The sequence below is a fragment of the Bacillus sp. FSL K6-4563 genome (genome assembly GCF_038630405.1).
Classification (GTDB): domain Bacteria; phylum Bacillota; class Bacilli; order Bacillales; family Bacillaceae; genus Bacillus; species Bacillus pumilus.
Genome location: NZ_CP152030.1, coordinates 1,901,842 through 1,926,406, shown reverse-complemented (window position 1 = coordinate 1,926,406; position 24,565 = coordinate 1,901,842). Strand labels below are relative to the sequence as shown.

16 protein-coding genes are annotated in these 24,565 nt (G+C 42.6%); 10 read left to right on the top strand and 6 right to left on the bottom strand.

Features of this window, described 5'->3' with window-relative positions:
- Positions 1–41: 41 nt before the first annotated feature.
- On the bottom strand, positions 42–2,078 hold the full coding sequence (locus MHH54_RS09470) for a molybdopterin oxidoreductase family protein (protein WP_003216043.1): 2,037 nt from the start codon (positions 2,076–2,078) through the stop codon (positions 42–44).
- 130 nt (positions 2,079–2,208) lie between these two features.
- On the bottom strand, positions 2,209–3,405 hold the full coding sequence (locus MHH54_RS09465; protein WP_342500222.1) for a cytochrome P450: 1,197 nt from the start codon (positions 3,403–3,405) through the stop codon (positions 2,209–2,211).
- Between the two features lie 432 nt (positions 3,406–3,837).
- Here MHH54_RS09465 and proC point away from each other — a divergent pair, with 432 nt between their 5' ends.
- Genes proC through MHH54_RS09450 form a run of 3 tightly spaced genes read left to right on the top strand, consistent with a single transcriptional unit; the run spans position 3,838 to position 7,107 of the window.
- Positions 3,838–4,674 carry a pyrroline-5-carboxylate reductase gene (gene proC, locus MHH54_RS09460; RefSeq protein ID WP_342500914.1) on the top strand — a complete coding sequence of 279 codons (837 nt, stop codon included), beginning with the start codon at positions 3,838–3,840 and terminating at the stop codon, positions 4,672–4,674.
- Between the two features lie 27 nt (positions 4,675–4,701).
- Complete coding sequence (gene proB / locus MHH54_RS09455; RefSeq protein ID WP_342500221.1) at positions 4,702–5,820, top strand: glutamate 5-kinase; 1,119 nt, start codon at positions 4,702–4,704, stop codon at positions 5,818–5,820.
- Between the two features lie 18 nt (positions 5,821–5,838).
- Positions 5,839–7,107 (top strand): glutamate-5-semialdehyde dehydrogenase, encoded by a 1,269-nt coding sequence (locus MHH54_RS09450; RefSeq protein ID WP_342500220.1) that lies wholly within the window; start codon positions 5,839–5,841, stop codon positions 7,105–7,107.
- Between the two features lie 58 nt (positions 7,108–7,165).
- Here MHH54_RS09450 and MHH54_RS09445 read toward each other — a convergent pair whose 3' ends face one another.
- The gene (locus MHH54_RS09445) at positions 7,166–7,735 is read right to left on the bottom strand and encodes a GNAT family N-acetyltransferase (protein ID WP_342500219.1); all 570 of its coding nucleotides are present in this window, start codon (positions 7,733–7,735) and stop codon (positions 7,166–7,168) included.
- 86 nt (positions 7,736–7,821) lie between these two features.
- Here MHH54_RS09445 and MHH54_RS09440 point away from each other — a divergent pair, with 86 nt between their 5' ends.
- Complete coding sequence (locus MHH54_RS09440; RefSeq protein WP_342500218.1) at positions 7,822–8,643, top strand: MerR family transcriptional regulator; 822 nt, start codon at positions 7,822–7,824, stop codon at positions 8,641–8,643.
- Between the two features lie 47 nt (positions 8,644–8,690).
- Here MHH54_RS09440 and MHH54_RS09435 read toward each other — a convergent pair whose 3' ends face one another.
- The 3 genes from MHH54_RS09435 to MHH54_RS09425 form a co-directional block, all read right to left on the bottom strand.
- Positions 8,691–10,520: an ABC transporter ATP-binding protein gene (locus MHH54_RS09435; RefSeq protein ID WP_342500217.1), complete on the bottom strand. Its 1,830-nt coding sequence runs from the start codon at positions 10,518–10,520 to the stop codon at positions 8,691–8,693.
- Positions 10,517–12,250, bottom strand: a complete 1,734-nt coding sequence (locus MHH54_RS09430; RefSeq protein ID WP_342500216.1) for an ABC transporter ATP-binding protein — start codon at positions 12,248–12,250, stop codon at positions 10,517–10,519. Before MHH54_RS09430 ends, MHH54_RS09435 begins: the two co-directional genes overlap by 4 nt.
- A 94-nt stretch (positions 12,251–12,344) precedes the next feature.
- The gene (locus MHH54_RS09425; RefSeq protein WP_003215832.1) at positions 12,345–13,247 is read right to left on the bottom strand and encodes a LysR family transcriptional regulator; all 903 of its coding nucleotides are present in this window, start codon (positions 13,245–13,247) and stop codon (positions 12,345–12,347) included.
- 153 nt (positions 13,248–13,400) lie between these two features.
- Here MHH54_RS09425 and gltB point away from each other — a divergent pair, with 153 nt between their 5' ends.
- The 6 genes from gltB to MHH54_RS09395 all read left to right on the top strand — a co-directional run bounded on the left by gltB (position 13,401) and on the right by MHH54_RS09395 (position 24,524).
- Entirely contained in the window at positions 13,401–17,972 is a 4,572-nt protein-coding gene (gltB, locus tag MHH54_RS09420) for a glutamate synthase large subunit (RefSeq protein WP_342500215.1), read from the top strand.
- 16 nt (positions 17,973–17,988) lie between these two features.
- Positions 17,989–19,473, top strand: coding sequence for a glutamate synthase small subunit (gene gltD / locus MHH54_RS09415; RefSeq protein WP_106032542.1), 1,485 nt, complete (start codon positions 17,989–17,991; stop codon positions 19,471–19,473).
- 288 nt (positions 19,474–19,761) lie between these two features.
- Positions 19,762–20,457 carry a DUF421 domain-containing protein gene (locus MHH54_RS09410; protein ID WP_106032615.1) on the top strand — a complete coding sequence of 232 codons (696 nt, stop codon included), beginning with the start codon at positions 19,762–19,764 and terminating at the stop codon, positions 20,455–20,457.
- A gap of 87 nt (positions 20,458–20,544) precedes the next feature.
- Positions 20,545–21,525 (top strand): pectinesterase family protein, encoded by a 981-nt coding sequence (locus MHH54_RS09405; RefSeq protein WP_106028833.1) that lies wholly within the window; start codon positions 20,545–20,547, stop codon positions 21,523–21,525.
- A 127-nt stretch (positions 21,526–21,652) separates the two neighbouring features.
- Positions 21,653–23,137, top strand: coding sequence for a D-alanyl-D-alanine carboxypeptidase/D-alanyl-D-alanine-endopeptidase (gene dacB, locus MHH54_RS09400; protein WP_106028834.1), 1,485 nt, complete (start codon positions 21,653–21,655; stop codon positions 23,135–23,137).
- Positions 23,138–23,156: 19 nt separating this feature from the next.
- Positions 23,157–24,524 (top strand): MATE family efflux transporter, encoded by a 1,368-nt coding sequence (locus tag MHH54_RS09395; protein WP_003215779.1) that lies wholly within the window; start codon positions 23,157–23,159, stop codon positions 24,522–24,524.
- Positions 24,525–24,565: the final 41 nt, after the last annotated feature.

Below are 24,565 nucleotides of genomic sequence, written 5' to 3'. Positions count from 1 at the left end.
AAAAAGCCAGCAGTTTTTGCTGGCTTTTCTTCTGTCTATGATCATTTTTCAACTTCCACTCTGCCAGAAAAGAACGTCGCACCGCCGCCCATATCTGCTAGCCGATCAGGTGTTAGTCCGTTGACTAGCTGTTTTTTGCCTTTTTGATCTGCCCATAATCCTTGACTGACCACAACACCAGGTAATACATTGTGACCGACTGACACGACAAGCTCGCATTCTCCGCGGTCATTGAGCACACGTACCATGTCACCATCTTCAATTTTTCTTGCCTTTGCATCTTGTTCATTCATGTGAAGCTTAGGAAATTTCTCAAGCTTTTGATGCTTTTCATGAAGTGAGAAGGTTGAGTTAAGAAAATTATGATTCGGTCCCGGTATAAAGGTAAGTGGATATTCGCTTTCCTGATAAAGGGGCACGTAGGTAGGAAGCGCCGGATATCCGTCTTTTTTCATTTGTTCAGAATAAAGCTCAATTTTGCCGCTCGGGGTAGAGAGCTTTAAGTCTTGGAAAGGTCCTCGTTTTGCTTTGATCCATTTCTTTTCTTTTAATGCCTCGTATGAAATGTCCTCATAATGCGGATTTTCTGGATGATGAAGGGCTTGTTCCATGAGTTCCGCATCTGTCTCGCGGAAGGCTTCATCTTCAAAGCCCATCGCATGGGCTAACAAGCGAAACACTTCTGTATTGGATTTGCTTTCTCCATAGCGTTCAATCACTGGCTCTTGAATTTGAATATAATGGTGCCAGTATGATGTATAGAAATCCTCATTTTCAAAGGCGGATGTTGCCGGCAGGACAATGTCTGCATACTTAGCTGTCTCTGTTAGAAATAGGTCGTGAACGACTGTAAATAAGTCATCTCTCAGCAAACCTTCTCTTACTTTATTCGCTTCAGGCGTCACAACAGCTGGGTTGCACGAGTAGACAAAGAGTGAATCAATGGAAGGCGCTGCATTCGTCAGCACACTGCCTAGCTGATTCATATTAAATGATCTTGGCGTGCGTTCCTTTAATAAATCTGGCCGCTGAAGAGCTGTTTCATTATAGCTGAGAAAAGAAGAGTTTGATTTCATCGCACCGCCGCCCTTGTAGAGCCACTGACCAGTCAGGGCAGGGAGGCAGGAAATGGTTCGAATACTCATTCCGCCATTATCATGGTGCTGCAAACCATTGCCAATGCGAATGAGAGATGGCGATGTTTCAGCGTACATTCTTGCAAGTGTAAGGATGTCCTCTTTAGAAACCCCCGTGATGCCCTCAACAGTGTCTGGATCATACTGCTTCACATGCTCACGCAGCTCCTTATGACCGGTTGTATAAGATTCTAAAAAGGCTTCATCTGTTAGTCCTTCTTTAAAAAGAACATGCATGATGCCAAGGGCAAGGGCACTGTCAGTACCAGGTCGAAGCGGAATGAACCAATCTGCCATCCGTCCGGTTTGGTTCTTGTGTACATCAATCACGACAATCTTTGCTCCTTGCTTTCGCGCTTTTTGTGCGAGGGTGATTTGGTGCATATTGGTCGACACGGCATTGATCCCCCAAAAGATGAATAGTTTCGTATGAATGGTCTCTTCTGGATCTGTCCCAATGCTTGCACCCATTGTATATTTATAGCCAGTCGTTCCTGCTGACTGACAGATGGTCCGGTCTAATTGACTTGAACCAAGACGATAGAAAAAGCGGCGGTCCATGCCTTCTGCATTCAGATTGCCCATATTCCCATAAAAGCTGTAAGGCAGAATACTTTCTGGACCTTTTTCTTCAATCAGTTTTGTCCATTTTTGCCGAATGGTTTCAATGGCTTCTTCCCACGTAATCGGAGCAAATTGTCCATCGCCTTTGCGGCCAACACGCTTCAAAGGAGTGGTCAGTCGCTTTTCATCATATAAACGGGCTGTGACATTCCGCACTTTGTTACATATGTTGCCTTGGGTGACGGGGTGGTCTGGATCTCCCTGCACTTTTACGATCTTTCCATTTTCTTTATGTATCAAAAGACCGCACTGATCCGGGCAATCTAACGAACAAACTGATTTGAATATTCCGTCTTTCATTGCTGTATAATCGGTCATGAATTTTTGGCTCCTTTTCTGAAATCCGTTATCACTTTATATGGACTTTATTTTAGCATGTTCGGAGGTGGAAGGTAAGAAAGAGATAATGAATTGAAGAAAATGAAAAAAAGCCCCTCAAAAGGGACTTTTAAAAACGGGTGACCTGTACAGGAAATTCTTTTACCCCAAAAACAAATGTGCTTTGAATGGGTTTTAGCTGATCTGCCGCACAGGTGATGTCTTGAAACGTCTGGAGTAAAATCTCAAGTGCAATGTTGCTCTCAAGGCGGGCAAGCGGTGCACCGAGACAAAAATGAATGCCAAAGCCAAAGCTCATATGCGGGTTTGATTTCCGGTCAAGACGGAACGTTTCTGGATCGTCAAATTTCTGTTCATCGCGATTTGCAGAAGCGACCCAGCTAATGAGATAGTCTCCTTTTTTAATTTTTGAGCCTGCAATCTCAACATCCTCGGCCGCGATTCGCCCAATGGCTTGAACAGGCGGGTAATAGCGTAGCGTTTCCTCTGTCAATTGAGGAATAAGAGAGGGGTCTTCCCGTACTGCTTCGGCGATATGCGGCTGCTCTGTTAGCAGTCTTACTGCATTTGTAATCAAATTGGTCGTTGTCTCATTACCAGCAACAAGTAATAGAATACAAAAACCAAGTAGTTCATTCTCGGTTAAACGCTCACCATCGATTTCTGCTTGAATAAGAAGTGAGATCAGGTCATCAGCAGGGGATTCTTTTCGTTTTTGGATCAAGTGAGCAAAATAAGTGGACAGCTCTTCCTCTGCGCGTTTTTGCATATCGACTACTGCTTGAATGGCTTCTTCTGATTCATCCTTTGCACCTGCTACTAGGGCATCAGAATGTTTTTTAATGAACGCTCTATCCTTTACCTCTGCGCCGAGAAGCTCAGCAATAATCATGACAGGCAGGGGAGCTGCTAGATCTTCCGCGATATCAAACGTACGCTGATCCTTGACTTGTTGCAGCAGGTCATGTGTCAGGTCTTTAATGTTATCTTCTAATTGTTTAATCGCTTTTGGCGTGAATGCTTTATTGACGAGTGCTCTCATTTTTGTATGCTTTGGTGGGTCCATCGTTAAAATACTCGTTTTTGTCGTGCTTCTTCCTCGCTGTGATGAGAACACTTTTGGCTGCTTCAGAACAGACTGGATATCCGCATATCGAAAGAGATCCCAGCACTTTCTTGTTTCATCATATCTAATATCACTCTGTGCACGTAGCTCATTGTAAATAGGGAACGGGAAAAGAAGGTCATCGGTCGAACGGATTTCTTTCATTGGAATGACATTGATATAGTTTTCTTTCACTTTCATTATGAACGCTCCTTTTTCACTTAGTTTCCCTTTCACGGTATCACCCGTAAAATATCATTTCAACGGACATGTTTTCTAAAATATGTCAATAGTCTAATCGGAAGATTCAAGCACATTCGTCATATAGGAAAATAGAAATCCATTAGAAATGATAGCGCTTTCTATAAAATAGAATTGAAGTCACCGAAACCAAAAATAAAATGGGGAATTCAGTCGAACGAAAGGGTACTATGATGCAAATATGAATAGTTCTTTAGATCTAAATTGTTGTTTTGCAAAAGCGCAGTCAGTATACATACAGCAAGCGGTTGAACGCGTATTCGGGACTTTTGAAAAGCGCTGGCTCTTTCTTGACACGATTTCTCATCATGTTACGATAACTAACGTGCGAAAAACACGAACAAAAAGCGAACAAGGGAGAGGATCAATATTATTCATCAAAAGAAAGTTGCTTTCATTGGAGCAGGTTCTATGGCGGAAGGAATGATTGCAGGGATTGTGCGATCAGGACAAATGCCGCTAGGCCAAATTTACGCAACAAACAGACAAAATCAAATTCGATTGAATGAACTAACGACACGTTACGGAATACAAACAGCCACAATGGATTCTTTTCCTTTTGAAGAAATGGATATGTTGATCCTGGCCATGAAGCCAAAGGATGCTGAAACAGCACTTGAATCGTTAAAACCTCATATTCGGAGAGACCAGCTGATCATGTCTGTCCTTGCAGGCGTGAAGCAATCGTATATTGAAGATACGCTGCATGAAGGGCAGCCCGTGATGAGGGTCATGCCGAATACGTCAAGTACGATCGGGGCTTCAGCGACCGCTTTATGTGCTGGACGTTATGTGAAAGACGACCATATCAGCATGAGTCAGGCTCTTTTATCTGAAATGGGCGAAGTGTATACCATTCAGGAAGAGCAAATGGATATTTTCACTGGAATTGCCGGAAGCGGACCAGCCTATTTTTATTTCTTAATGGAAAGAATCGAAGAAGCAGGAGAAGAAGCAGGTTTATCTAAGGAATTGTCTCGCCAAATTGGCGCGCAGACACTTCTCGGTGCTGCGAAAATGCTGCAAGAAACAGAGGAAAACCCTTCTACTCTGAGAGAGAAAATTACGTCACCAAATGGAACAACAGCTGCAGGACTGAATGCATTAGATGATTTTGGCGGAGGAGAAGCAATCAAGCAGGCCGTCAAACATGCTACCAATCGATCAAAAGAGATCAGCAAACAGCAAAAACAAAAAGTATCTATATAAATAGAGCTTAGGTACAGGAGTGATAAGGTGTACGCAGATAAAGAGAGAAAACGAATTGTTGTAAAAATCGGAAGCAGCTCTCTTACTAGCTTTCAAGGAGAGATTAGTTTAAAAAAACTAGAAAACCTCGTCAATCAAATTGTGAAACTCAAAGATGAAGGACACGAAGTCATTTTGGTTTCATCTGGTGCGGTTGCAGCTGGCTACCGAAAACTAGGATTTATCGATAGACCCAAAACACTGCCGGAAAAACAGGCATCTGCCTCAATCGGGCAAGGCCTTTTAATGGAATCATATTCTACTTTATTTTTATCACACGGTTATATTGCCTCACAGCTTTTAATCACAAGAAGTGATTTTTCAGATGAAACGCGCTATCAAAATGTGCGCAACACGATGAATGTGTTATTAGATCGAGGCATTATTCCGATTATCAATGAAAATGATACAGTGACGATTAACCGCTTGAAGTTCGGAGATAACGATACATTGTCTGCAAAAGTAGCTGGACTCATTGATGCGGATTTCCTTGCCATTTTATCTGATATTGATGGCTTGTATGAAGATAACCCGCATACAAACCCAAATGCGAAGCGAATTCTTGAAGTCACAGACATCACAGAAGACATAGAAGCAGCGGCTGGAGATGCAGGCAGCAGTGTGGGCACAGGCGGAATGAAATCAAAGCTCGATGCGTTTAAAATTTCAATGGCCGCTGGTATCAATGGCTTTTTAGGAAAAGCGGATACGCCTCACATTTTAGACAAAGCCATTAATGGAACAGAGGACGGCACTTATTTTACTGCTGATGAAAATTTAGCACCGCTGAATTACAAGAAGCAGTGGATTGCCTTTCATTCTGGACCAAAAGGCGAGATCGTCATTCGTGAGAAAACACAGGAACACCTCATGCACCGTGAGAGAAGCCTCGATTCCGATGGTATTGTCAATGTGAAGGGTTCGTTTAAAAAAAGGGATGTCGTCCGTATTTTAGATCAAGATGAAAGAGAAATCGGACTGGGCATTGTGAATTATTCGTCAGATGAACTCATCCAAAAGCGTGACTTCTTGCAGGATGAAGTGGTTCATGTCGTCGATCTTGAAGCTTTTGTTTGTCATTTAGATTTATCGATACCAGTTTGCTAACCAAAAGGGAGGAATTCCATGACACTGACAGCTGAAGTTGTCACATCGGTCAAAGAAAAAGCGAAAAAAGCAAAGCACGTTTCAAAAAAACTAGGTTTACTTCATACAGAGGATAAAAACGAGGCACTGCTGAAACTAGCAGAAGCGTTAGAACAAAATAGCACGTTCATCTTGCAAGAGAATGAAAAGGATATAGATGCCGGGAAGGAAAAGGGATTTTCAGAGGCACTCTTGGATCGTTTAATGTTAAATGAAGAAAGAATTCATGAGTTTGCCGAAAGCTTGCGGCTTGTGACGAGATTAACAGATCCTGTTGGAGAAATATTGGATGAATGGACTCTTGAGAACGGCTTGCATGTGAAAAGCCGAAGAGTACCGCTCGGCGTGATCGGTATGATCTATGAAGCGAGACCGAATGTCACTGTCGATGCAGCAGGGCTTGCCCTTAAAGCAGGTAACGCAGTGATTTTAAAAGGCGGTTCCTCCGCTATTTCTTCCAACAAAGCCATTGTGAGTGTTATTCATGAAGCATTGGATCAAACAAAGATCCCGCGTGATGCGGTGCAATTGATAGAACAAACAGACCGTTCATCGGTTCAAGCGATGTTTCATCTAAAAGAATGGATTGATGTCTTAATTCCGCGAGGCGGAGCTTCTTTAATCAAAACAGTGGTTGAACAATCTACCATTCCCGTTCTTGAAACAGGAACAGGAAACTGTCATGTCTTTATTGATCAAACAGCCAATGTGAAAAAAGCTATTGAGATCGTCATCAATGCAAAAACGAATCGTCCAGCTGTATGTAATGCTCTTGAGACGCTAATCATCCATCGCGATTGGCTGAAAGAAAATGCGGCATCGTTGAATGAAGCTCTGCTAGAGCACCATGTCACCGTACATGGCGACGAGGAAGCACTGTCTCATTTATCAAACGCCATTCCTGCTGAGGAAGTGGACTGGACAGATGAGTATTTAAGTCTTGATCTTGCTGTAAAGGTAGTCGATTCCATCGAGGGTGCGATCGACCATATTGAAAAGTACGGTACAAAACATTCAGAAGCCATCGTGACAGAGGATGAAGAGCAGGCACTCACGTTTTTAAACGAAGTCGATGCGGCGGCGGTTTATCATAACGCATCTACACGCTTTACAGACGGCGGTGCACTTGGATATGGGGCTGAAATTGGCATTTCTACTCAAAAACTGCATGCAAGAGGTCCGATGGGACTTCCAGCACTCACGACAACGAAGCTGCTTCTGTCGGGTGACGGTCAGATTAGAAGCTAGATGAGATTCAAAAAACACTACCTTTTTTCATGGGGTAGTGTTTTTTTGATGCAGATATTTATCGGCTAGAGCAGGTTTTCTTCATCATTTTCTCAAACTTAAAAAATTCAAATTCCTCAGGTGCAGTATGCTGATTTTCTTGATCAGTTTCATGAGGTGCGTTCGGATCTGGATGTTTCATATGATAAAACTCCACAATTTGAAAGCCGCACTTATTGACATAGAAATGAATGTTGCGTTTTTCAAAATACGGAGTCACAACTTCCCAAACAATCGTTTCTGGATATTGCGCCTCGATGGCTTTCCATGCTGCCTGACCAATGCCTTTTCCGTGTGAGGATGAAGAGATGTATAATAGGTCAACTGAGTTGTGCTGGGTCTCTTGGTTGATTTTAATGACAACGCCGCCTGCCTTTTCGTCATTTAGCATAATATGATAAACAATGTGTTCATTCGATTGAAAAGATTCATCAATCACTTCATCTGGAGGAATCGATCCATCATGCGCATCGCCAAATGCATCGATCACGCCAGCTGTAAAAGCTTTCTGCAGCTCTTTTTTCATTGAAGGGAAGTCCTCTTTTTTTGCCAGTTCTAATGTCACTTCATGTTGAGTGATGTTGTTCATGTTTTTATCCTTTCCAAGCGTAGTAGGGTTCTGCATGTTATCATAAAGGGTGGAGTAACTCCATAGTCAAGAGAGGAGCCTTAATGATGATGAATGATGTGCAAAAAACATTTTTCACTGGAGAATTTGCCAAGTTATTTGATGTAAAGAAAGATACCTTGTTTTATTACGATAAAATTGATTTATTTAAGCCAGCTGGTGTTCATGAAAATGGGTACCGTTACTATACACTTGAGCAATTTGATCATTTTATAGCGATTCAATCCCTTCGAGCTGTGCAATTTCCGATAAAAGAGTTAAAACAATATTTCACTGAGCCGTCCCGCGAAAGGCTCCAAAGCCTAGCAGCAGAACAAATAGACAAGGTCAAACAAGAGATTGAAAAACTTCAAGATATCCAGTCTTTTCTTATGCGGGTCATGGAGACGACGCATGAACTATCATCTGTAAAAATAGGGGAGGTGCTGTTTCAAGAGCTCCCAGAAGAACCAGTTGTATTAAGTGCATCGAACCCGATTGACATGAATACATCCGTAGAAGAAATATCTCGAATTGTTGGACATTTTCTAAAGGAAATTGGCATAAAAGGGGCTGCCGCAAATGGTGCTGTCTTAAAAAAAGAGCAGTTCCTTCAGCGTCACTATCATCAGTCAAATCAGCTGTTTTGCCGAATGGAAGCGCCGGAAGCAGTTAAAAAACCTGCGGGCCTTTATGCGGTGATGTATGATCAAGGATCATATGAAGAGATTGAATCTGCTTATTCGCGCTTGTTAGATGTAATCGAGAAAGAGGACATGATGCTGGATGGAGATGTCTTTGAGGAGTATTTGCTTCATTCACTCTTGTCTAAAAATGAAGCAGAGTATATAACGAAACTCAGTGTAAAAGTGAAAAAGCGTTTAGATTAACCAAAAAAGGATAGACCGCATGGATGCGTGTCTATCCTTTTTTATATTTAACCGACTTGATTCTCCGTAAATTGGCTCATATATAAGTCTGCATAGAAACCATTTTGTTTTAAGAGTTCTCTGTGCGTTCCTTTTTCAATGATGGTGCCATCTTTCATGACTAGAATAAGGTCGGCATCCTTAATCGTCGACAGTCTGTGTGCAATGACGAAGCTCGTTCTGCCTTTCATCAATTCATTCATCGCTTTTTGAATGTGCATCTCTGTCCGTGTATCCACACTGCTCGTCGCTTCATCTAATATTAAGATTTTTGGATCAGATAAAATCGCACGTGCGATGGTTAACAGCTGGCGTTGACCTTGGGATAGATTGCCGGCATCTTCTGTTAAGAGTGTGTCATATCCGTCTGGAAGCGTGCGGATGAAGTCGTCAGCATAAGCATGTTTGGCGGCTTTGATGACATCCTCTTTTGAGACGTTCTGCCTGCCATAGGCAATATTATCATGAATCGTCCCTTCAAAAAGCCACGTATCCTGAAGAACCATTGCAAATAAGTCGCGTACTTGCTGACGGCTGAGATCAGTTGTTTTGACGCCGCCGATGCGGATCGAGCCTTGATCTAATTCATAGAAACGCATTAAAAGATTGATGATGGTTGTTTTTCCAGCGCCTGTTGGCCCGACAATCGCAACCGTTTGACCTTCTTTGACATCTAAAGTCAAATCTTTAATAATTGGATGGCCTTTTTCATATCCGAATTGAACTTGTTCAAAGCTCACATCGCCTGAAAGTGATTCAAGATCAATTGCTGCATCTTCCTCGGGACTTTCTTCTTTCTCATCCAGGATTTCAAACACCCTTTCAGCAGAAGCAATCGCTGATTGAACCAAGTTGGCGACGCTTGATGCTTGCACGAGCGGTTGAGACATTTGCTGCGTGTATTGGATAAACGCCTGCACATCTCCGACACGAATATTCCCGTTAATCACAAGAATACCGCCGGCTACACTGACTGCCACATAGCCAAGGTTCCCGATAAACGTCATCAATGGCATCATTAAACCGGATATGAACTGCGCTTTCCTCGATGATTCATACAGCTGTTCGTTTAATTGATCAAATGTATCGATCGCTTTCTTTTCGTAGCCATACGCACGAACTGTCTGATGCCCTGTGAACATTTCATTAATATGGCCATTGATCATCCCCAGCTCTTTTTGCTGCGCTTTAAAATGCTTTTGAGAAAATGACGTAATGCCGCGAATCGCAAACAGGCTGAGCGGCAGCGTCAAACAAACAAGCAAGGTCAGCAGCGGACTGATCAATAGCATCATGACGACAATCCCAATGACCGTAATGACAGATGTAATCACTTGGGTGAGTGCCTGCTGAAGCGAAGTATTAATATTATCGATATCATTCATTACACGGCTCAGCGTGTCCCCGTGGGTTGTTTTATCAAAATACCGAAGGGGGAGACGTGTGAGCTTGTCATTTGCTTCTTGCCGTAATTCAGCAATGGTCTGTTGGGAGACACCCGCCATGACATATTGCTGTACGAATGAAAAGAGAGCAGCAACGACGTATAGCACGACAAGCAGCAATAAGATTCGTGAAATGACATCGAATTGTACAGCTGTTCCTTGTGTAAAGCTGTCAAACAGGGAAGAGGTGGCATCCCCTAGCAGCTTTGGACTAATGACGTTAAAGACGGTTGAACCGACTGCTGCAATGAAGACAATGATCAATTGAATCTTTCTTGGTTTTAAATAGCCAATCAAACGAAGCAGTGTTTTCTTAAATTCCTTTGGTTTTGCGACAGGTCCTCTAGGGTGGCCGCCTTTATGGCCCATGCCGGAAGACATTTTTTTACTCATCCTCGCTCCACCTCCTGACCTTCCTGTGATGCAACAATCTCTTGATAGACAAGGTTGTCCTTCAGTAATTGTTCATGTGTTCCGATACCTGCGATTTTCCCATCATCTAGTACGATGATTTTATCACTATGCTTCACTGTGCTGATTCTTTGCGCCACAATGATGAGGGCTGCATGCGCTTTTTCCGCTTCTAATGATGCCCGAAGCTTCGCATCTGTTTTGTAATCAAGTGCTGAGAAACTATCGTCAAACAGATAGAATGACGGCTTTCTCACTAGCGCTCTTGCAATAGAAAGACGCTGCTTTTGACCGCCAGATAGATTCGATCCGCCCTGGTCAATTTCCGCATTGATTCCGCCATCTTTTTGCAAAACAAATTCTTCTGCCTGCGCCGTGCGCAGCGCCTGCCAGACGTCTTCATCGCTTGCATTCTGCCTGCCGAAGCGTACATTATCGGCAATGGTTCCACTAAATAAAACCGCTTTTTGAGAAACGTAGCCCATCTGGCCTCTTAGTTTCTCCTGAGGCAGCTCTCTAATGTCTACACCATCTAGTGTAATCCGGCCTTCAGTTGCTTCGTAGAAGCGCGTCATTAGCTGGAGAAGAGTGGTTTTCCCTGAACCTGTACTTCCAATAATAGCTGTCGTTTCGCCAGTTTTGGCTTCGAACGAAATGTTTTGAACTGCCGGCTTTTCAGCATTTGAGTAATAAAATGACACATCCTCAAAGCGAATGGATTGTGCGGGCGCGCGCAGGTCAGTAACCGTTCCTTCATTGTCTTGAATTTTCGGTTCCATGTTTAACACTTCATTCATTCGTTTAGCTGATGCTTGTGCTCTTGGGACCATAATAAAACTCATCGACAGCATAATCAGTGCCATTAAAATCATCATCGCATATTGGATAAAGGCAATAAGATTCCCTACTTCCATCTCTCCGGCATCAATTCGGTTTGCACCTAGCCAGACAATGCCGATATTTGTGAAGTTCATGATGATGAGCATAAATGGAAACAAGTAAGCCATTAAACGGTTGACTCTCAGACCAGTATCCTTGTAGGATGTGTTGGCTTCTTGAAAACGCTCCTTTTCATCATCTACACGGTTAAAAGCACGAATGACCCGGATGCCTGAAAGAGATTCTCGCATAATTAAATTCAGCCGATCTGTTTTTTTCTGAAGCTGACCGAATAAAGGAATGGCTTTTCTCGACACCAAGTAGATAAATCCGCCAAGAAGGGGAAGCGCTGCTAAAAAGATGAGAGACAGGACAGCATCTCGGGATACAGCCAAAATAATTCCGCCCACAAGCATGAGTGGTGCTCTCGTCATCATTTGTAAGATCATGATCGTCACATCTTGGACTTGTTTCACATCATTTGTTGATCTTGTAATAAAGGAAGACGTCCCGATCCTTTGAAATTCTTCTAGTGAAAATTGTTCGACATGCACAAACAGCTGTCTTCTCATATCACGCCCGAAGCCAAGTGCAGTCTTTGATGACAAGTAAGACTTCCAGATCGTGAGTAAGATGGCAAGTAAAGAACAAGCCACCATCCAGCCGCCAACCTTCCATATGTAAGCAATATCTCCTTGGACGATCCCGACATCGACGATATCTGCCGTAAGCGTCGGTAAATATAGCTGGAGCATACTGCTTAAAAAGGTGAGGATCACAATGGACACAACGGATAGCCGATACGGCTTTAAAAACGATAAAATTGATTTCATACGAATACCTTTCTTCCATATAGTGTGTTGTTCTGTAACCCATCATATACAAAGAGGGATTATTTCCACAAATGAAATGTCTTGTTTTAATGAATTATTTATATTGTTCAATTTTAGAAAAGAAATCCTTCACGAACACATAAAAATCATGAGCAGAAGGTGACATTTCTCGTGATTTAGAAGCAATAATTCCAACAGTTCTTCTCACTTGCGGAAAATCGATCGGAATCTTCGCTGTAAATCGCGGTGTGGTTTCATAAAAGGCACTTTCGGGTAATAAGGTAACGCCCATACCAGCTGATACGAGACCTTTAATAGCGTCTAAATCTTCTCCTTCTGATGAAATGGTTGGCTCATAGCCTGCCTGCTTACAAGCATCAACCGCAATTTGTCTCAGCACATAACCTTCTGGAAATAACACGAAATGATCTTTTCTTAAATCACTTAAATGAATACTCCTTTGTCCGCTAAAGGGGTGGCTGACAGGCAGCAAGGCATAAATGCTTTCTGAAAACAAAATATGTCCTTCTATTTGAGGATCGTTTGTCGGTACAGGTCCTAAAAAGGCGAGATCAATATCTCGATTTTTTACAGCTTCAATGAGAAATTTATAGGATCCTTGACGAAGTAAAAAATCGACCTCTGGGTATTCCTGCTTAAAGGCGGAAATAACAGAAGGTAGCACTTGGCTTGCTAGGCTAGTAGGAAAGCCGATATTGACGGTTCCTTTGTGCGGATCTAAATATTCATCAATTTGCTCTTTCGCATAATCAATGGCTTTTAGTGCCGTTCTGACATGATCTAAAAATTGTCTGCCGATCTTCGTTAATTTGATATTTCGTCCTTCTCGTTCGAATAAGGCCACTCCAAGTTCTTCTTCTAAATTCGCAATCTGCCGGCTGATCGCAGATTGGGCAACATGTAAGTTTTCAGCCGCTTCTGACACGTGTTCACGGTCTGCGACTTCTACAAAATAACGTAACTGACGAAGCTCCATTTTTACACTTCACACCCATCTATCTCAAAAAGAGATTGTTTTCATCTAAATTATATATTGTTTATATTAATTTGAAAACTTAAAATAAGTTACAGAGTTTGTGAGATTTTATTACTATGAAAAAACGGATCTTTTAAACGGGGGAGAGAAACGATGACTTATAATCAACTACCACAACCACAAGGTCTCTACCGTCCTGAATTTGAACATGATGCATGTGGGATCGGACTGTACGCTCATTTAAAAGGGGAAGCGACACACAGCATCGTCAAAAAGGGATTACAAATGCTGTGCCAGCTTGATCACCGCGGCGGGCAAGGCAGTGATCCGTATACAGGTGATGGTGCCGGCTTAATGGTACAACTACCAGACGCTTTCTTTAGAAAAAGCTGCAAAGACTTTGCACTTCCTGAAAAGGGCCGTTACGGGGTAGGAATGGTCTTCTTTTCAAAAGAGGATGACGAGAAAACGCGCCAAGCCATCGAGCAAAAAATCAACGGGTTCATTAAACAAGAAGGTCAAACATTAATTGGCTGGAGAACAGTTCCTATTGATGCCGGGAAAATTGGTACTGTCGCAGCGAAGAGCTGTCCGGTTGTGAGGCAAGTCTTTATCGGGGCAAATGACAAGATCATAGATCGTTTGTCATTTGAAAGAAAATTATATGTCATTCGTAAGCAGGCTGAGAACTGGGGGACAGCAGAGGAAAAGCAATTTTACTTTGTCAGCCTGTCGAGTCAAACCATTGTATACAAGGGGCTTTTAACATCAGATCAAGTCGATGCTTTTTATCTTGATCTTCAGGATGAAACATTTGTTTCTGCATTTTCACTTGTTCATTCACGATTTAGTACAAATACATTTCCTACATGGGAAAGAGCCCATCCAAACCGCTATTTGATTCACAACGGTGAAATCAACACATTAAGAGGAAACATCAATTGGATGAGAGCAAGAGAACAACAATTCGTATCTGAAGCTTTCGGAGACGATTTAGACAAGATTTTGCCAGTGCTGAATGCAGACGGAAGTGATTCATCCATTCTAGACAATGCCTTTGAATTCTTTGTGCTTGCAGGCCGAACACCTGCTCATACAGCGATGATGCTGATTCCAGAGCCATGGACTGAAAACACGCACATGTCGAAAGAAAAACGGGCATTTTATGAATACCATAGTTCTCTTATGGAGCCGTGGGATGGGCCAACAGCTATTTCCTTTACTGATGGTAAACAAATCGGAGCCATCTTAGACCGAAACGGATTAAGACCGGCAAGATACTATGTCACAAATGATGATCATATCATTTTCTCTTCTGAGGTCGGGGTGATCGACACAAATGAAGAGGATGTGAAGTATAAAGATCGTCTTGAGCCAGGTAAAATGCTTTTAATTGATTTAGAAGAAGGGCGAATTATTTCTGACGAAGAAGTGAAATCGACGATTGCGAATGAACTTCCTTATCAAAAATGGCTTGATGAAGAAATGGTGCACGTCAATCGCTCGGAAGAAAATTCAGAAAATTCTAGTATAATGGATGATTTATTGACGCGCCAGCGTGCCTTCCATTATACGTACGAGGACATTCAAAAGTATTTAATTCCTTTACTAGAAGAAGGCAAGGACCCAATCGGTTCAATGGGAAGCGACACTCCGCTTGCTGTGTTATCAGATCGTGCACAGTCTCTGTTTTCTTACTTCAAGCAGCTGTTTGCACAAGTGACGAACCCGCCGATTGACGCCATTCGTGAGCAGCTTGTGACATCTACGATGACGTGGTTAGGTGCTGAAGGAGATATTTTACATCCGAATGAATATTCATGCCGACGAATTAAACTGTATACACCCGTCTTAACAAGCGGGCAGTTTAACGGTTTGAGAACAATTGTTCATAATGCCTTTAAAAGTAAAACGATTCATACTCTTTTTACCGATGATTTAAAGCGCGGGCTGGATGCGATGTTTGAAGAGGCGGAAAAAGCGATCCGCGAAGGTGTATCTTTATTAATTCTTTCCGATCGTGAAATGACGGAAGAAAAAGTGCCGATTCCACCACTTCTAGCGCTAAGTGCACTGCATCAGCATCTTGTGCGTCAAGGCTTACGGACAAAGGTGAGTCTGATCGTTGAATCTGGAGAAGTCAGAGAGGTTCATCATTTTGCCGCACTGATTGGCTACGGAGCAGATGCCATTCATCCTTATCTTGTGTATGAAACGTACAAACAGCTGATTGCAGAAGAAGCGATCTCTTTCAGCTTTGATGAAGCAGTCACAAAGTTTGGTAAAAGCGTAACCGAAGGTGTCGTCAAAGTCATGTCTAAAGTGGGAATCTCCACTGTGCAAAGCTATAGAGGAGCCCAAATCTTTGAAGCCGTTGGTATTAGTGAAGACGTCATTCAGGCGTATTTCACGGGAACAGCTTCTCAGCTTGGCGGGATTGACCTTGAGACCATTGCACATGAAGCAAAACTTCGTCATGAAGCAGGGTATCAGGCAGCGACTGACCAAACACTCGAATCAGGAAGTGACTTCCAGTGGAGAAAAAATGGTGAGCACCATGCCTTTAATCCAAAAACGATCCATACGCTTCAGTGGGCATGTCGCAATGAAGATTACGATCTATTTAAGCAATATACAAAGGCAGCGGACGAAGAAAGAATCGGCTTCCTTCGAAATTTATTTGCTTTCCAGCCAAAACAAAAACCAGTTCGTTTGGAAGACGTTGAATCTGCTGAATCCATCGTGCGCCGATTCAAGACAGGCGCCATGTCATTTGGGTCTTTAAGTAAAGAAGCGCACGAAGCACTTGCGATTGCCATGAACCGAATTGGCGGTAAAAGTAACAGCGGAGAAGGCGGAGAAGATCCTGCACGCTTTACAGTTGATAAACGCGGCGATGATCGCAGAAGTGCGATTAAACAAATTGCTTCTGGCCGCTTTGGCGTAAAGAGTCATTATTTAGTCAATGCAGATGAACTGCAAATTAAAATGGCACAAGGGGCAAAGCCTGGAGAAGGCGGACAGCTGCCAGGAAATAAAGTATACCCTTGGGTCGCCGATGTACGCGGATCTACACCAGGCGTCGGATTGATTTCACCACCGCCGCATCATGATATTTATTCCATCGAGGATTTAGCGCAGCTGATCCATGATTTGAAAAACGCGAACCGTGATGCCCGCATCAGTGTCAAGCTCGTGTCTAAAGCAGGTGTTGGTACGATTGCAGCAGGTGTTGCAAAAGGGACGGCGGATGTCATTGTCATCAGTGGATACGATGGCGGCACAGGAGCTTCGCCGAAAACGAGTATTAAACACACAGGACTTCCTTGGGAGCTCGGTTTGGCAGAGGCGCATCAAACCCTTGTGTTAAACGGCCTTCGCGAGAGAGTCGTTCTTGAAACGGACGGAAAGTTAATGACTGGTCGCGACGTTGTCATGGCTGCGATATTAGGAGCAGAAGAATATGGCTTTGCGACAGCTCCACTTGTCGTATTGGGCTGCGTGATGATGAGAGCATGTCATTTAGATACTTGCCCAGTCGGCGTCGCTACACAGAATCCAGAGCTTCGTAAAAAATTCATGGGGAACCCTGACCATATTGTGAATTTCATGATGTTTATTGCAGAGGAAGTAAGAGAAATCTTAGCGGAACTTGGCTTTACATCAATGGATGAATTAATTGGACGCACGGATGTTCTAGGAGTTAGCGAACGAGCAAAAGCTCACTGGAAAGCAGGCCAGCTAGACCTTGAAACACTGCTTTATCAGCCAGAAGGAGCTCGTACATTCAGAACACCGCAAAATCATAAAATTGATGAATCACTGGATATGAATGAAATCCTCCCTTATGTACAGGAAGCGCTGAATCATCAAACACCGGTTGATCTATCATTGAATATTCGCAATATCAATCGTGTGGCCGGAACCATTACTGGAAGTGAAGTGTCTAAACGCTACGGGGAAGAAGGCTTGCCAGAGGATACGATCACACTAAGGTTCACTGGTTCCGCAGGACAAAGCTTCGGCGCATTTGTGCCAAAGGGCATGTCTCTCTATTTAACAGGTGATTCAAATGACTATATCGGCAAAGGACTCTCAGGAGGCAAAATTGCGGTCAAAACATCTGATCACTTTGTACAAAATGGACATGAAAATGTCATTGTTGGAAACGTCGCATTCTACGGAGCGACAAGTGGAAAAGCCTATATTAACGGGCGTGCAGGTGAGCGCTTTGCCGTTCGTAATTCAGGCGTGCAGGTGGTTGTTGAAGGAATCGGTGATCACGGCTGTGAATACATGACTGGCGGACGTGTCGTCATTTTAGGAGACGTCGGAAAGAACTTCGGCGCAGGAATGTCTGGCGGCGTAGCTTATGTCCATACATCCGATGCGAAACAGTTCAAAAGAATGTGCAACATGGAAATGATCATGTTTGAAAAACTCACAGATCACGATGAAGAGCAAGAAGTGAAACAGCTGATTCAAGAGCACCTTCACTATACAAACAGCGCAAAAGCTTCGGGACTTTTAGAAAACTGGGCGCAAGAAAAGGATCAATTCATCAAGGTCATTCCGAAAAATTACAAAATGATGCTTCAAAGCATTGAAGAACAAAAACAAGCGGGCCTTAGTCATGAGGAAGCGGTCATGTATGCCTTTGAAGCAAACACGAAACCGAAAAATCAAGAAACGGCAAACGGGCAAAAAGCAGCCCTCGCTCATTAAGAAAGGGGAGAGGACAATGGGCAAAGCAACAGGTTTTATGGATTATAAAAGAGAAAAGCCAAATGAACGTGACCCTCTCACTCGTCAAAATGACTGGAAAGAATATTCAGCTCCTTATACAGATGACGTATTGAAGAAGCAGGGCGCTAGATGTATGGATTGCGGCACACCGTTTTGTCAAATTGGGATGGAGATCAAAGGCGGCGTGTCAGGCTGCCCGATCTACAATTTAATTCCAGAATGGAACGACCTTGTGTATCGAGGCAGATGGAAAGAAGCGCTCGAAAGACTGCAAAAAACAAATAATTTCCCTGAATTTACTGGGAGAGTGTGTCCAGCGCCTTGCGAAGGGTCATGTACAGTCGCCATCAATGATCCAGCTGTTTCGATTAAAAATATCGAACGCACTATCATTGATAAAGGCTTTGAAAATGGATGGATCACACCGAGAATTCCTTCAAGCCGTACAGGCAAGAAGATTGCCATTGTCGGCTCAGGACCAGCAGGACTTGCAAGTGCTGATCAATTAAACCAAGCAGGCCACGCCGTCACAGTGTTCGAACGGTCTGATCGCCTTGGCGGACTGCTGACATACGGCATTCCAAACATGAAGCTGGACAAAGAAGTAGTGGAACGAAGAGTCAAACTGTTGAGACAAGAAGGCATTGATTTTGTAACGAACACAGAAATTGGCGTCGATGTCACTGCCGATGAACTGAAAGAACAGTTTGATGCGGTCATCCTTTGTACAGGTGCACAAAAGCAGCGTGACCTGTTGATTGAAGGCCGGGAAGCTAAAGGGATTCACCTAGCGATGGATTATTTGACCCTCGCAACAAAAAGCATGCTGGATTCAGGATTTAAAGACAAAAACTTCATTGATGCAAAAGGAAAAGACGTGATTGTCATTGGCGGGGGAGATACAGGTGCAGATTGCGTTGCAACTGCACTTCGCCAAAAAGCAAAAAGTGTTGTTCAGTTCGGGAAGCATCCGAAGCTTCCGGATACACGTGTAGGGGATAACATGTGGCCTGAACAGCCTTACGTCTTCTCACTCGATTATGCTTATGAAGAAGCACAAGCAAAATTCGGGGAAGATCCGCGTCAATATTCCATTCAAACCACAAAAATTGTGGCAGACAAAAATGGAAAATTAAAAGAGCTTCATACGATTCAAATGGAAAAGGTGAAAAACGAACAAGGGAAGTTTGAATTTCATGAGATTCCAGGGACAGAAAAGGTATGGCCGGCTCAGCTAGTCTTTATTGCAATTGGTTTTGAGGGAACTGAACAGCCACTCGTGAAACACTTTGGCGTGGACAGCAAAAACAATCGCATTGACGCAACGTATGGGGAGTATACAACAAATGTAGAAGGCGTATTTGCAGCGGGAGATGCAAGACGCGGGCAAAGCTTGATTGTCTGGGCAATTAATGAAGGCAGACAAGTGGCGCACGAGGTAGACCGTTATTTAATGGGGAGTTCGGTTCTGCCAAAATAGGTCAAACAAAGGGTGTTTACACATATAAAGAAAAGCCATGACCGAAGAGTGGTCATGGCTTTTTATGAATCAGATATTTTGATTTACTATCACTTTTTTCCGCTCTAGGCAGTGAGCTGATTTGAAAATCCATCTTTCATAAGGTGACATTCAAGCACCAGATCATGGATGCGTCAAAGTATATGACTCATTGCTTGAGGTAGACGACGTTTTACTTTGTAAACGGTTTAGATCCTTCCTTTCATGTATATGCTGTATGTAAATGCAGCAAGAAAGGAAGGAATTTTTGTGCCGTTTCTTAGTATTTTGATTGAACTGTTTATCGGATTTTTTGCCTTATTTTCTATAATAAAATTATTAGGGAAAACACAATTTGCACAAATCACGCCGTTTGATTTTATTTCTGCACTGATTTTAGGCGAAATGGTCGGAAACGCCATTTTTGACCCAGAAGTCAAGATTCAGCACATTTTGTTTGCTGTTGCGGTATGGGGCGTTCTTCTCTATACAGTTGAATGGTTTTCACAGCGCTTTAAAGGTATTCGAGCCTTTTTAGAAGGAAGACCGACACTTGTCATTGATCAAGGGAAGATTCACTACAAACGTTTAAAGAAAAATATGCTTGATCTCAATCAGCTGCAGACACTGATTCGCGCGAAGGGTCATTTTGCCTTGAATGAAATTGAATATGCCATTTTGGAAACAGACGGCTCGGTGAGCGTTCTTCCGAAAATGAAATACGCAACAGCCACCGCAGAAGATGTGAACGTGAAGGGAAAAGAAGTCAAATTGCCTAGAACGTTTATTATTGATGGTGAAATTTTAAAAAAAGATTTACAAGAAGCTGGCTTCGATGAAACATGGCTGAGTGAGCAATTAAAAAAGCAGCACATTTCTTCCTATCGAGACGTTCTATTTTGTGAATGGATTGAAAATGAAGGGATTTATGCAATGAAATATGAAAAGTCCAAAAAACATCCATAACATCTATAAGTGGGTGTTTTTTTGTGCGTGTCATGAATCAAAAAGAATGTTTGATTGAAAACGTTCACAAAAAGGAGGAGATGCACGATGAAGTATGGAAAGGTATGGCTTGTAGTCGTCTTGTCTTTATTATTATTGAACTCAGCTTCACTTCAAGCAGCCGGACATCAGAATCAAACAAATCGCGTTCTTGTGGTCGATCAAAAGGAAAATGGCTCGTTTCGAACCGTTCAATCTGCCATTGATGCGATTCCAGTGAACAATCAACAGCGCGTAACGATCTATATTAAAAATGGTGTGTATAAAGAAAAAATCCTGCTTCCGCAAAATAAACCTTACGTGTCCTTTATCGGGGAAGACCAATACAAGACGATTCTGACGTATCATGATACAAATGCAAGTACTGGCAGCACAACAAATAGCTCAAGCACAATGATTCGTGCGAACGACTTTTATGCAGAAAATATCACCTTTCAAAATACGGCTGGCAGACATGCTGGTCAGGCGGTTGCACTGTACGTGTCCGGCGACCGGGCTGCGTTTAAACAAATACGAGTTTTAGGGTATCAAGATACACTTTATGCAACAGGTACAGGCCGGCAATATTATGAAAACTGCTATATCGAAGGCACGGTCGATTTTATTTTTGGATCAGCCACAGCCGTGTTTAAAAGAGCTGAAATAAAAAGTCTTGGAAATGGGTATATTACTGCAGCATCCACAACAGAAGCGCAAAAGTATGGATATGTATTCATCGATTCTACGCTCAAAAAGGGGACGGCTGCTGCTCAATCGGTATATTTAGGACGTCCGTGGCGGCCTCATTCTGCTGTGACATTCCTCTATACAAATATGGATGATCATATTAAGGCAGAGGGTTGGCATAACTGGGATAACCGTGATAACGAAAGAACAGCAAGATATAAAGAATATGGATCGACAGGAGCAGGAAGCAACGCAGCAAACCGCGTAAAATGGTCCAGCATTTTAACGAAAAACGAAGCAAGTCAAATCACAGTGCAAGCTGTTCTTAGCGGAACCGATGGCTGGAATCCAGAAAAAAGGTAAAGAGCTTGTCAGTTTTCGTCAAAGAAAGCTGACTTTTCTGTTTAAAAAACCTTTGAGAACAAACGTTCTTTTGTGTATAATGAACATATTCTTCTAAAATTGGCTGCGACTAAAAAGGAGGGATTGCGTGAAGCGTTTTTCACAGATCTTGTTTTTACACATATGTATCCTGTCGATTTTATTTCTCCCTTTTTCAGCAAAAGATGATCAACTTACAGCTCGTGACGACTCACTGCCGTGGGTGACAGCTTTAGATGAATTTATACGAACAGCACCTGATTTAGAGGGCGCGATCTCTGGCATCAGCGTCCGCGATACTTCTGACTCCTCTCTTCTTTATGAACATCAAGCCGATATTCGTCTTACTCCTGCTTCTAATATGAAACTGCTCACATCAGCCATCGCCCTTGATATACTAGGAGAAACACACACATTCCCGACAGACATCTGGATAGATGGTTCTATTCAAAAGAAAACGTTACATGGCAACCTGTATCTACACGGTACCGGGGATCCGACTTTATTAGAAGAGGATTTTGCAGCACTTGCCAAACAAGTGAAAAAGGCCGGAATACATACAATTCGCGGACAGCTTGCGGCAGACGATACATGGTATGATGACACAAGATATTCGATTGATTTACCTTGGAGTGATGAGGATCAATATTACGGTGCACAAATCTCTGCTCTCACGGCTTCACCGAATCAAGATTTTGATGCAGGAACCGTGATTCTCGAAGTAAAGCCAGGCAAAAAAGCTGGGCAAAAAGCAACCTATGACATGATTCCGAAGACTTCTGTCCCTCAAGTCATCAATCAAGTAAAAACCGTGCCAGAAGAAGGGAAAAAGAAGATTTCTTTTAAGCGCTCTCACGGCACCAACAAAATCACTTTGACTGGCACCATTCCGGTGAAAGCGAGTCTATCTAGACAATGGGTAGCATTATGGGAGCCATCCTCTTATGCGTTAGATTTAATGAAACGAGCGTTAAAGGCGGAAGGGATTCACGTAAAAGGACCGCTTAAAATAAAACAAGTTCCTAAAAAAGCCAAGAAAATTGCCACCCATTCATCGATGCCTTTATCAGAGCTCCTTGTTCCCATGATGAAACTCAGCAACAATACCCATGCAGAAATGTTGCTGAAGGAACTTGGAAAACAAGTGAAAAGCAAAGGGAGCTTTGAAGATGGACTGGATGTGATGAATGAACGGCTTCCTGCATTCGGCATCGATCCATCTCTTGCAGTGCTGCGAGATGGGTCAGGCATCTCACCTATTAACCTTGTTTCTGCCAACCAGTTCACGTTATTTTTAACAAACATTCAAAAGGAAAAATGGTTTAAGACCTATGAACATGCGCTTCCGTTAGCAGGGGCAAGTGAACGAATGGTGGGAGGGACGTTAAGAAACAGGTTGAAAGAACCAGCTACACTAGAAAAAGTACGTGCAAAAACAGGTTCATTAACTACGGTCAGTACACTTTCTGGATATATTGACACAAAGAGTGGAAAGACGGTCGCTTTTTCCATTTTATTAAATCATCTTGTTGATGACGAGAAAGGGAAAGAGATAGAAGACCACATTGTTAGCATTTTAGCTGAGAATCTTTAGATAGAGAAGGAGAACCATCATGACGTTAGATAACAATCAATCTTTAGTAAAAACCATGTCCATTTTTCTCGTCCCGCTTTTGCTTAGCAATATTTTGCAATCAATCGGACAGCTTGTATCCATCGTCCTTGTCGGCAGATGGATTGGAGAGGATGCAGTAGCTGCCATTTCTGCATTCTTTCCGCTTTTCTTTTTACTCGTTTCTTTTTCCATCGGAATTGGATCGGGAAGTTCAATCCTTATTGGACAAGCGTATGGAGCAAAAAATGAACAAAGATTAAAAGAAATTATTGGCACAACGCTTTCATTCACTTTTTTGATCGGACTTTCTTTAGCAATCATTGGAGGTTTTTTTGCAACAGATATCTTAAATCTCATGGGAACACCTGCGAATATCGTGGAGGAAAGTGCGGCTTATGCCAGAATTCTATTCATCTCAATGCCGATCTTATTTCTTTATTTTGTTTACACGACTTTCCTGCGAGGGACAGGGGATTCAAAAACGCCTTTTTATTTCTTAATGATTAGTACGGCAACGAATATTTTGATGCTGCCGATTTTATTATTTGGCTGGCTGGGACTGCCGGCATTTGGTTTATACGGTGCTGCGTATGCTTCTGTGATTTCAACCATTGTGACGTTTATTATTCTACATATCTACTTATATAAAACAAAACACCCGCTTCGCATTGATGCATCGGTTAGAAAGCATTTATTGATGAAAGGGGATCTACTAAAAACATTATTAAAGCTCAGCATTCCATCGAGCATTAATATGATCCTTATTTCTTTATCAGAAATTGCTGTTATTTCCTTTGTCAATGATTATGGATCACAGGCGACTGCTGCCTATGGTGTTGTTAATCAAGTTGTGAGCTATGTGCAGATGCCGGCGGTGAGTCTTGGCATTGCGGTCTCGATCTTTGCAGCACAATTCATCGGCGCAGGGAATATCAACCGATTGAAAGATGTGATAAAAATCGGGCTAGGGCTCAATTTTGCCATAGGCGGATTCATTATTATCATTGTTTATCTCTTCGCACCGCAGATTTTATCTATCTTTTTAACAGATTCTAAGACGATTGACATTGCCTATAGCTTAGTTGTCATTACATTATGGAGCTATCTTATTTTTGGAACAGCCCAAATAGTTGCAGCCACGATGAGAGCAAGCGGAACAGTGCTATGGCCAACGATCTTTAGTATTTGTTCCATTTGGCTTGTAGAAGTACCAGTCGCTTATGTGCTATCGCACTACACAACCCTTGGCATCAAGGGCATCTGGATTGGCTATCCTGCGGCTTTCTTTGTGAACTTACTCCTTCAATATGGCTACTATCAGCTCGTATGGAAGAAAAAACAGATAGTAGCGCTAGTGCAGTCATAATGTAAAAGTGTGAAGCAGCATATACATACGAAGATCTATCA

Coding starts and splice junctions, on each gene's coding strand:
- MHH54_RS09470 (WP_003216043.1), bottom strand. CDS start 2,078: ATGACCGATTATACAGCAATGAAAGACGGAATATTCAAATCAGTTTGT.
- MHH54_RS09465 (WP_342500222.1), bottom strand. CDS start 3,405: ATGAAAGTGAAAGAAAACTATATCAATGTCATTCCAATGAAAGAAATC.
- MHH54_RS09450 (WP_342500220.1), top strand. CDS start 5,839: ATGACACTGACAGCTGAAGTTGTCACATCGGTCAAAGAAAAAGCGAAA.
- MHH54_RS09445 (WP_342500219.1), bottom strand. CDS start 7,735: ATGAACAACATCACTCAACATGAAGTGACATTAGAACTGGCAAAAAAA.
- MHH54_RS09440 (WP_342500218.1), top strand. CDS start 7,822: ATGATGAATGATGTGCAAAAAACATTTTTCACTGGAGAATTTGCCAAG.
- MHH54_RS09435 (WP_342500217.1), bottom strand. CDS start 10,520: ATGAGTAAAAAAATGTCTTCCGGCATGGGCCATAAAGGCGGCCACCCT.
- MHH54_RS09430 (WP_342500216.1), bottom strand. CDS start 12,250: ATGAAATCAATTTTATCGTTTTTAAAGCCGTATCGGCTATCCGTTGTG.
- MHH54_RS09425 (WP_003215832.1), bottom strand. CDS start 13,247: ATGGAGCTTCGTCAGTTACGTTATTTTGTAGAAGTCGCAGACCGTGAA.
- gltB (WP_342500215.1), top strand. CDS start 13,401: ATGACTTATAATCAACTACCACAACCACAAGGTCTCTACCGTCCTGAA.
- gltD (WP_106032542.1), top strand. CDS start 17,989: ATGGGCAAAGCAACAGGTTTTATGGATTATAAAAGAGAAAAGCCAAAT.
- MHH54_RS09405 (WP_106028833.1), top strand. CDS start 20,545: ATGAAGTATGGAAAGGTATGGCTTGTAGTCGTCTTGTCTTTATTATTA.
- MHH54_RS09395 (WP_003215779.1), top strand. CDS start 23,157: ATGACGTTAGATAACAATCAATCTTTAGTAAAAACCATGTCCATTTTT.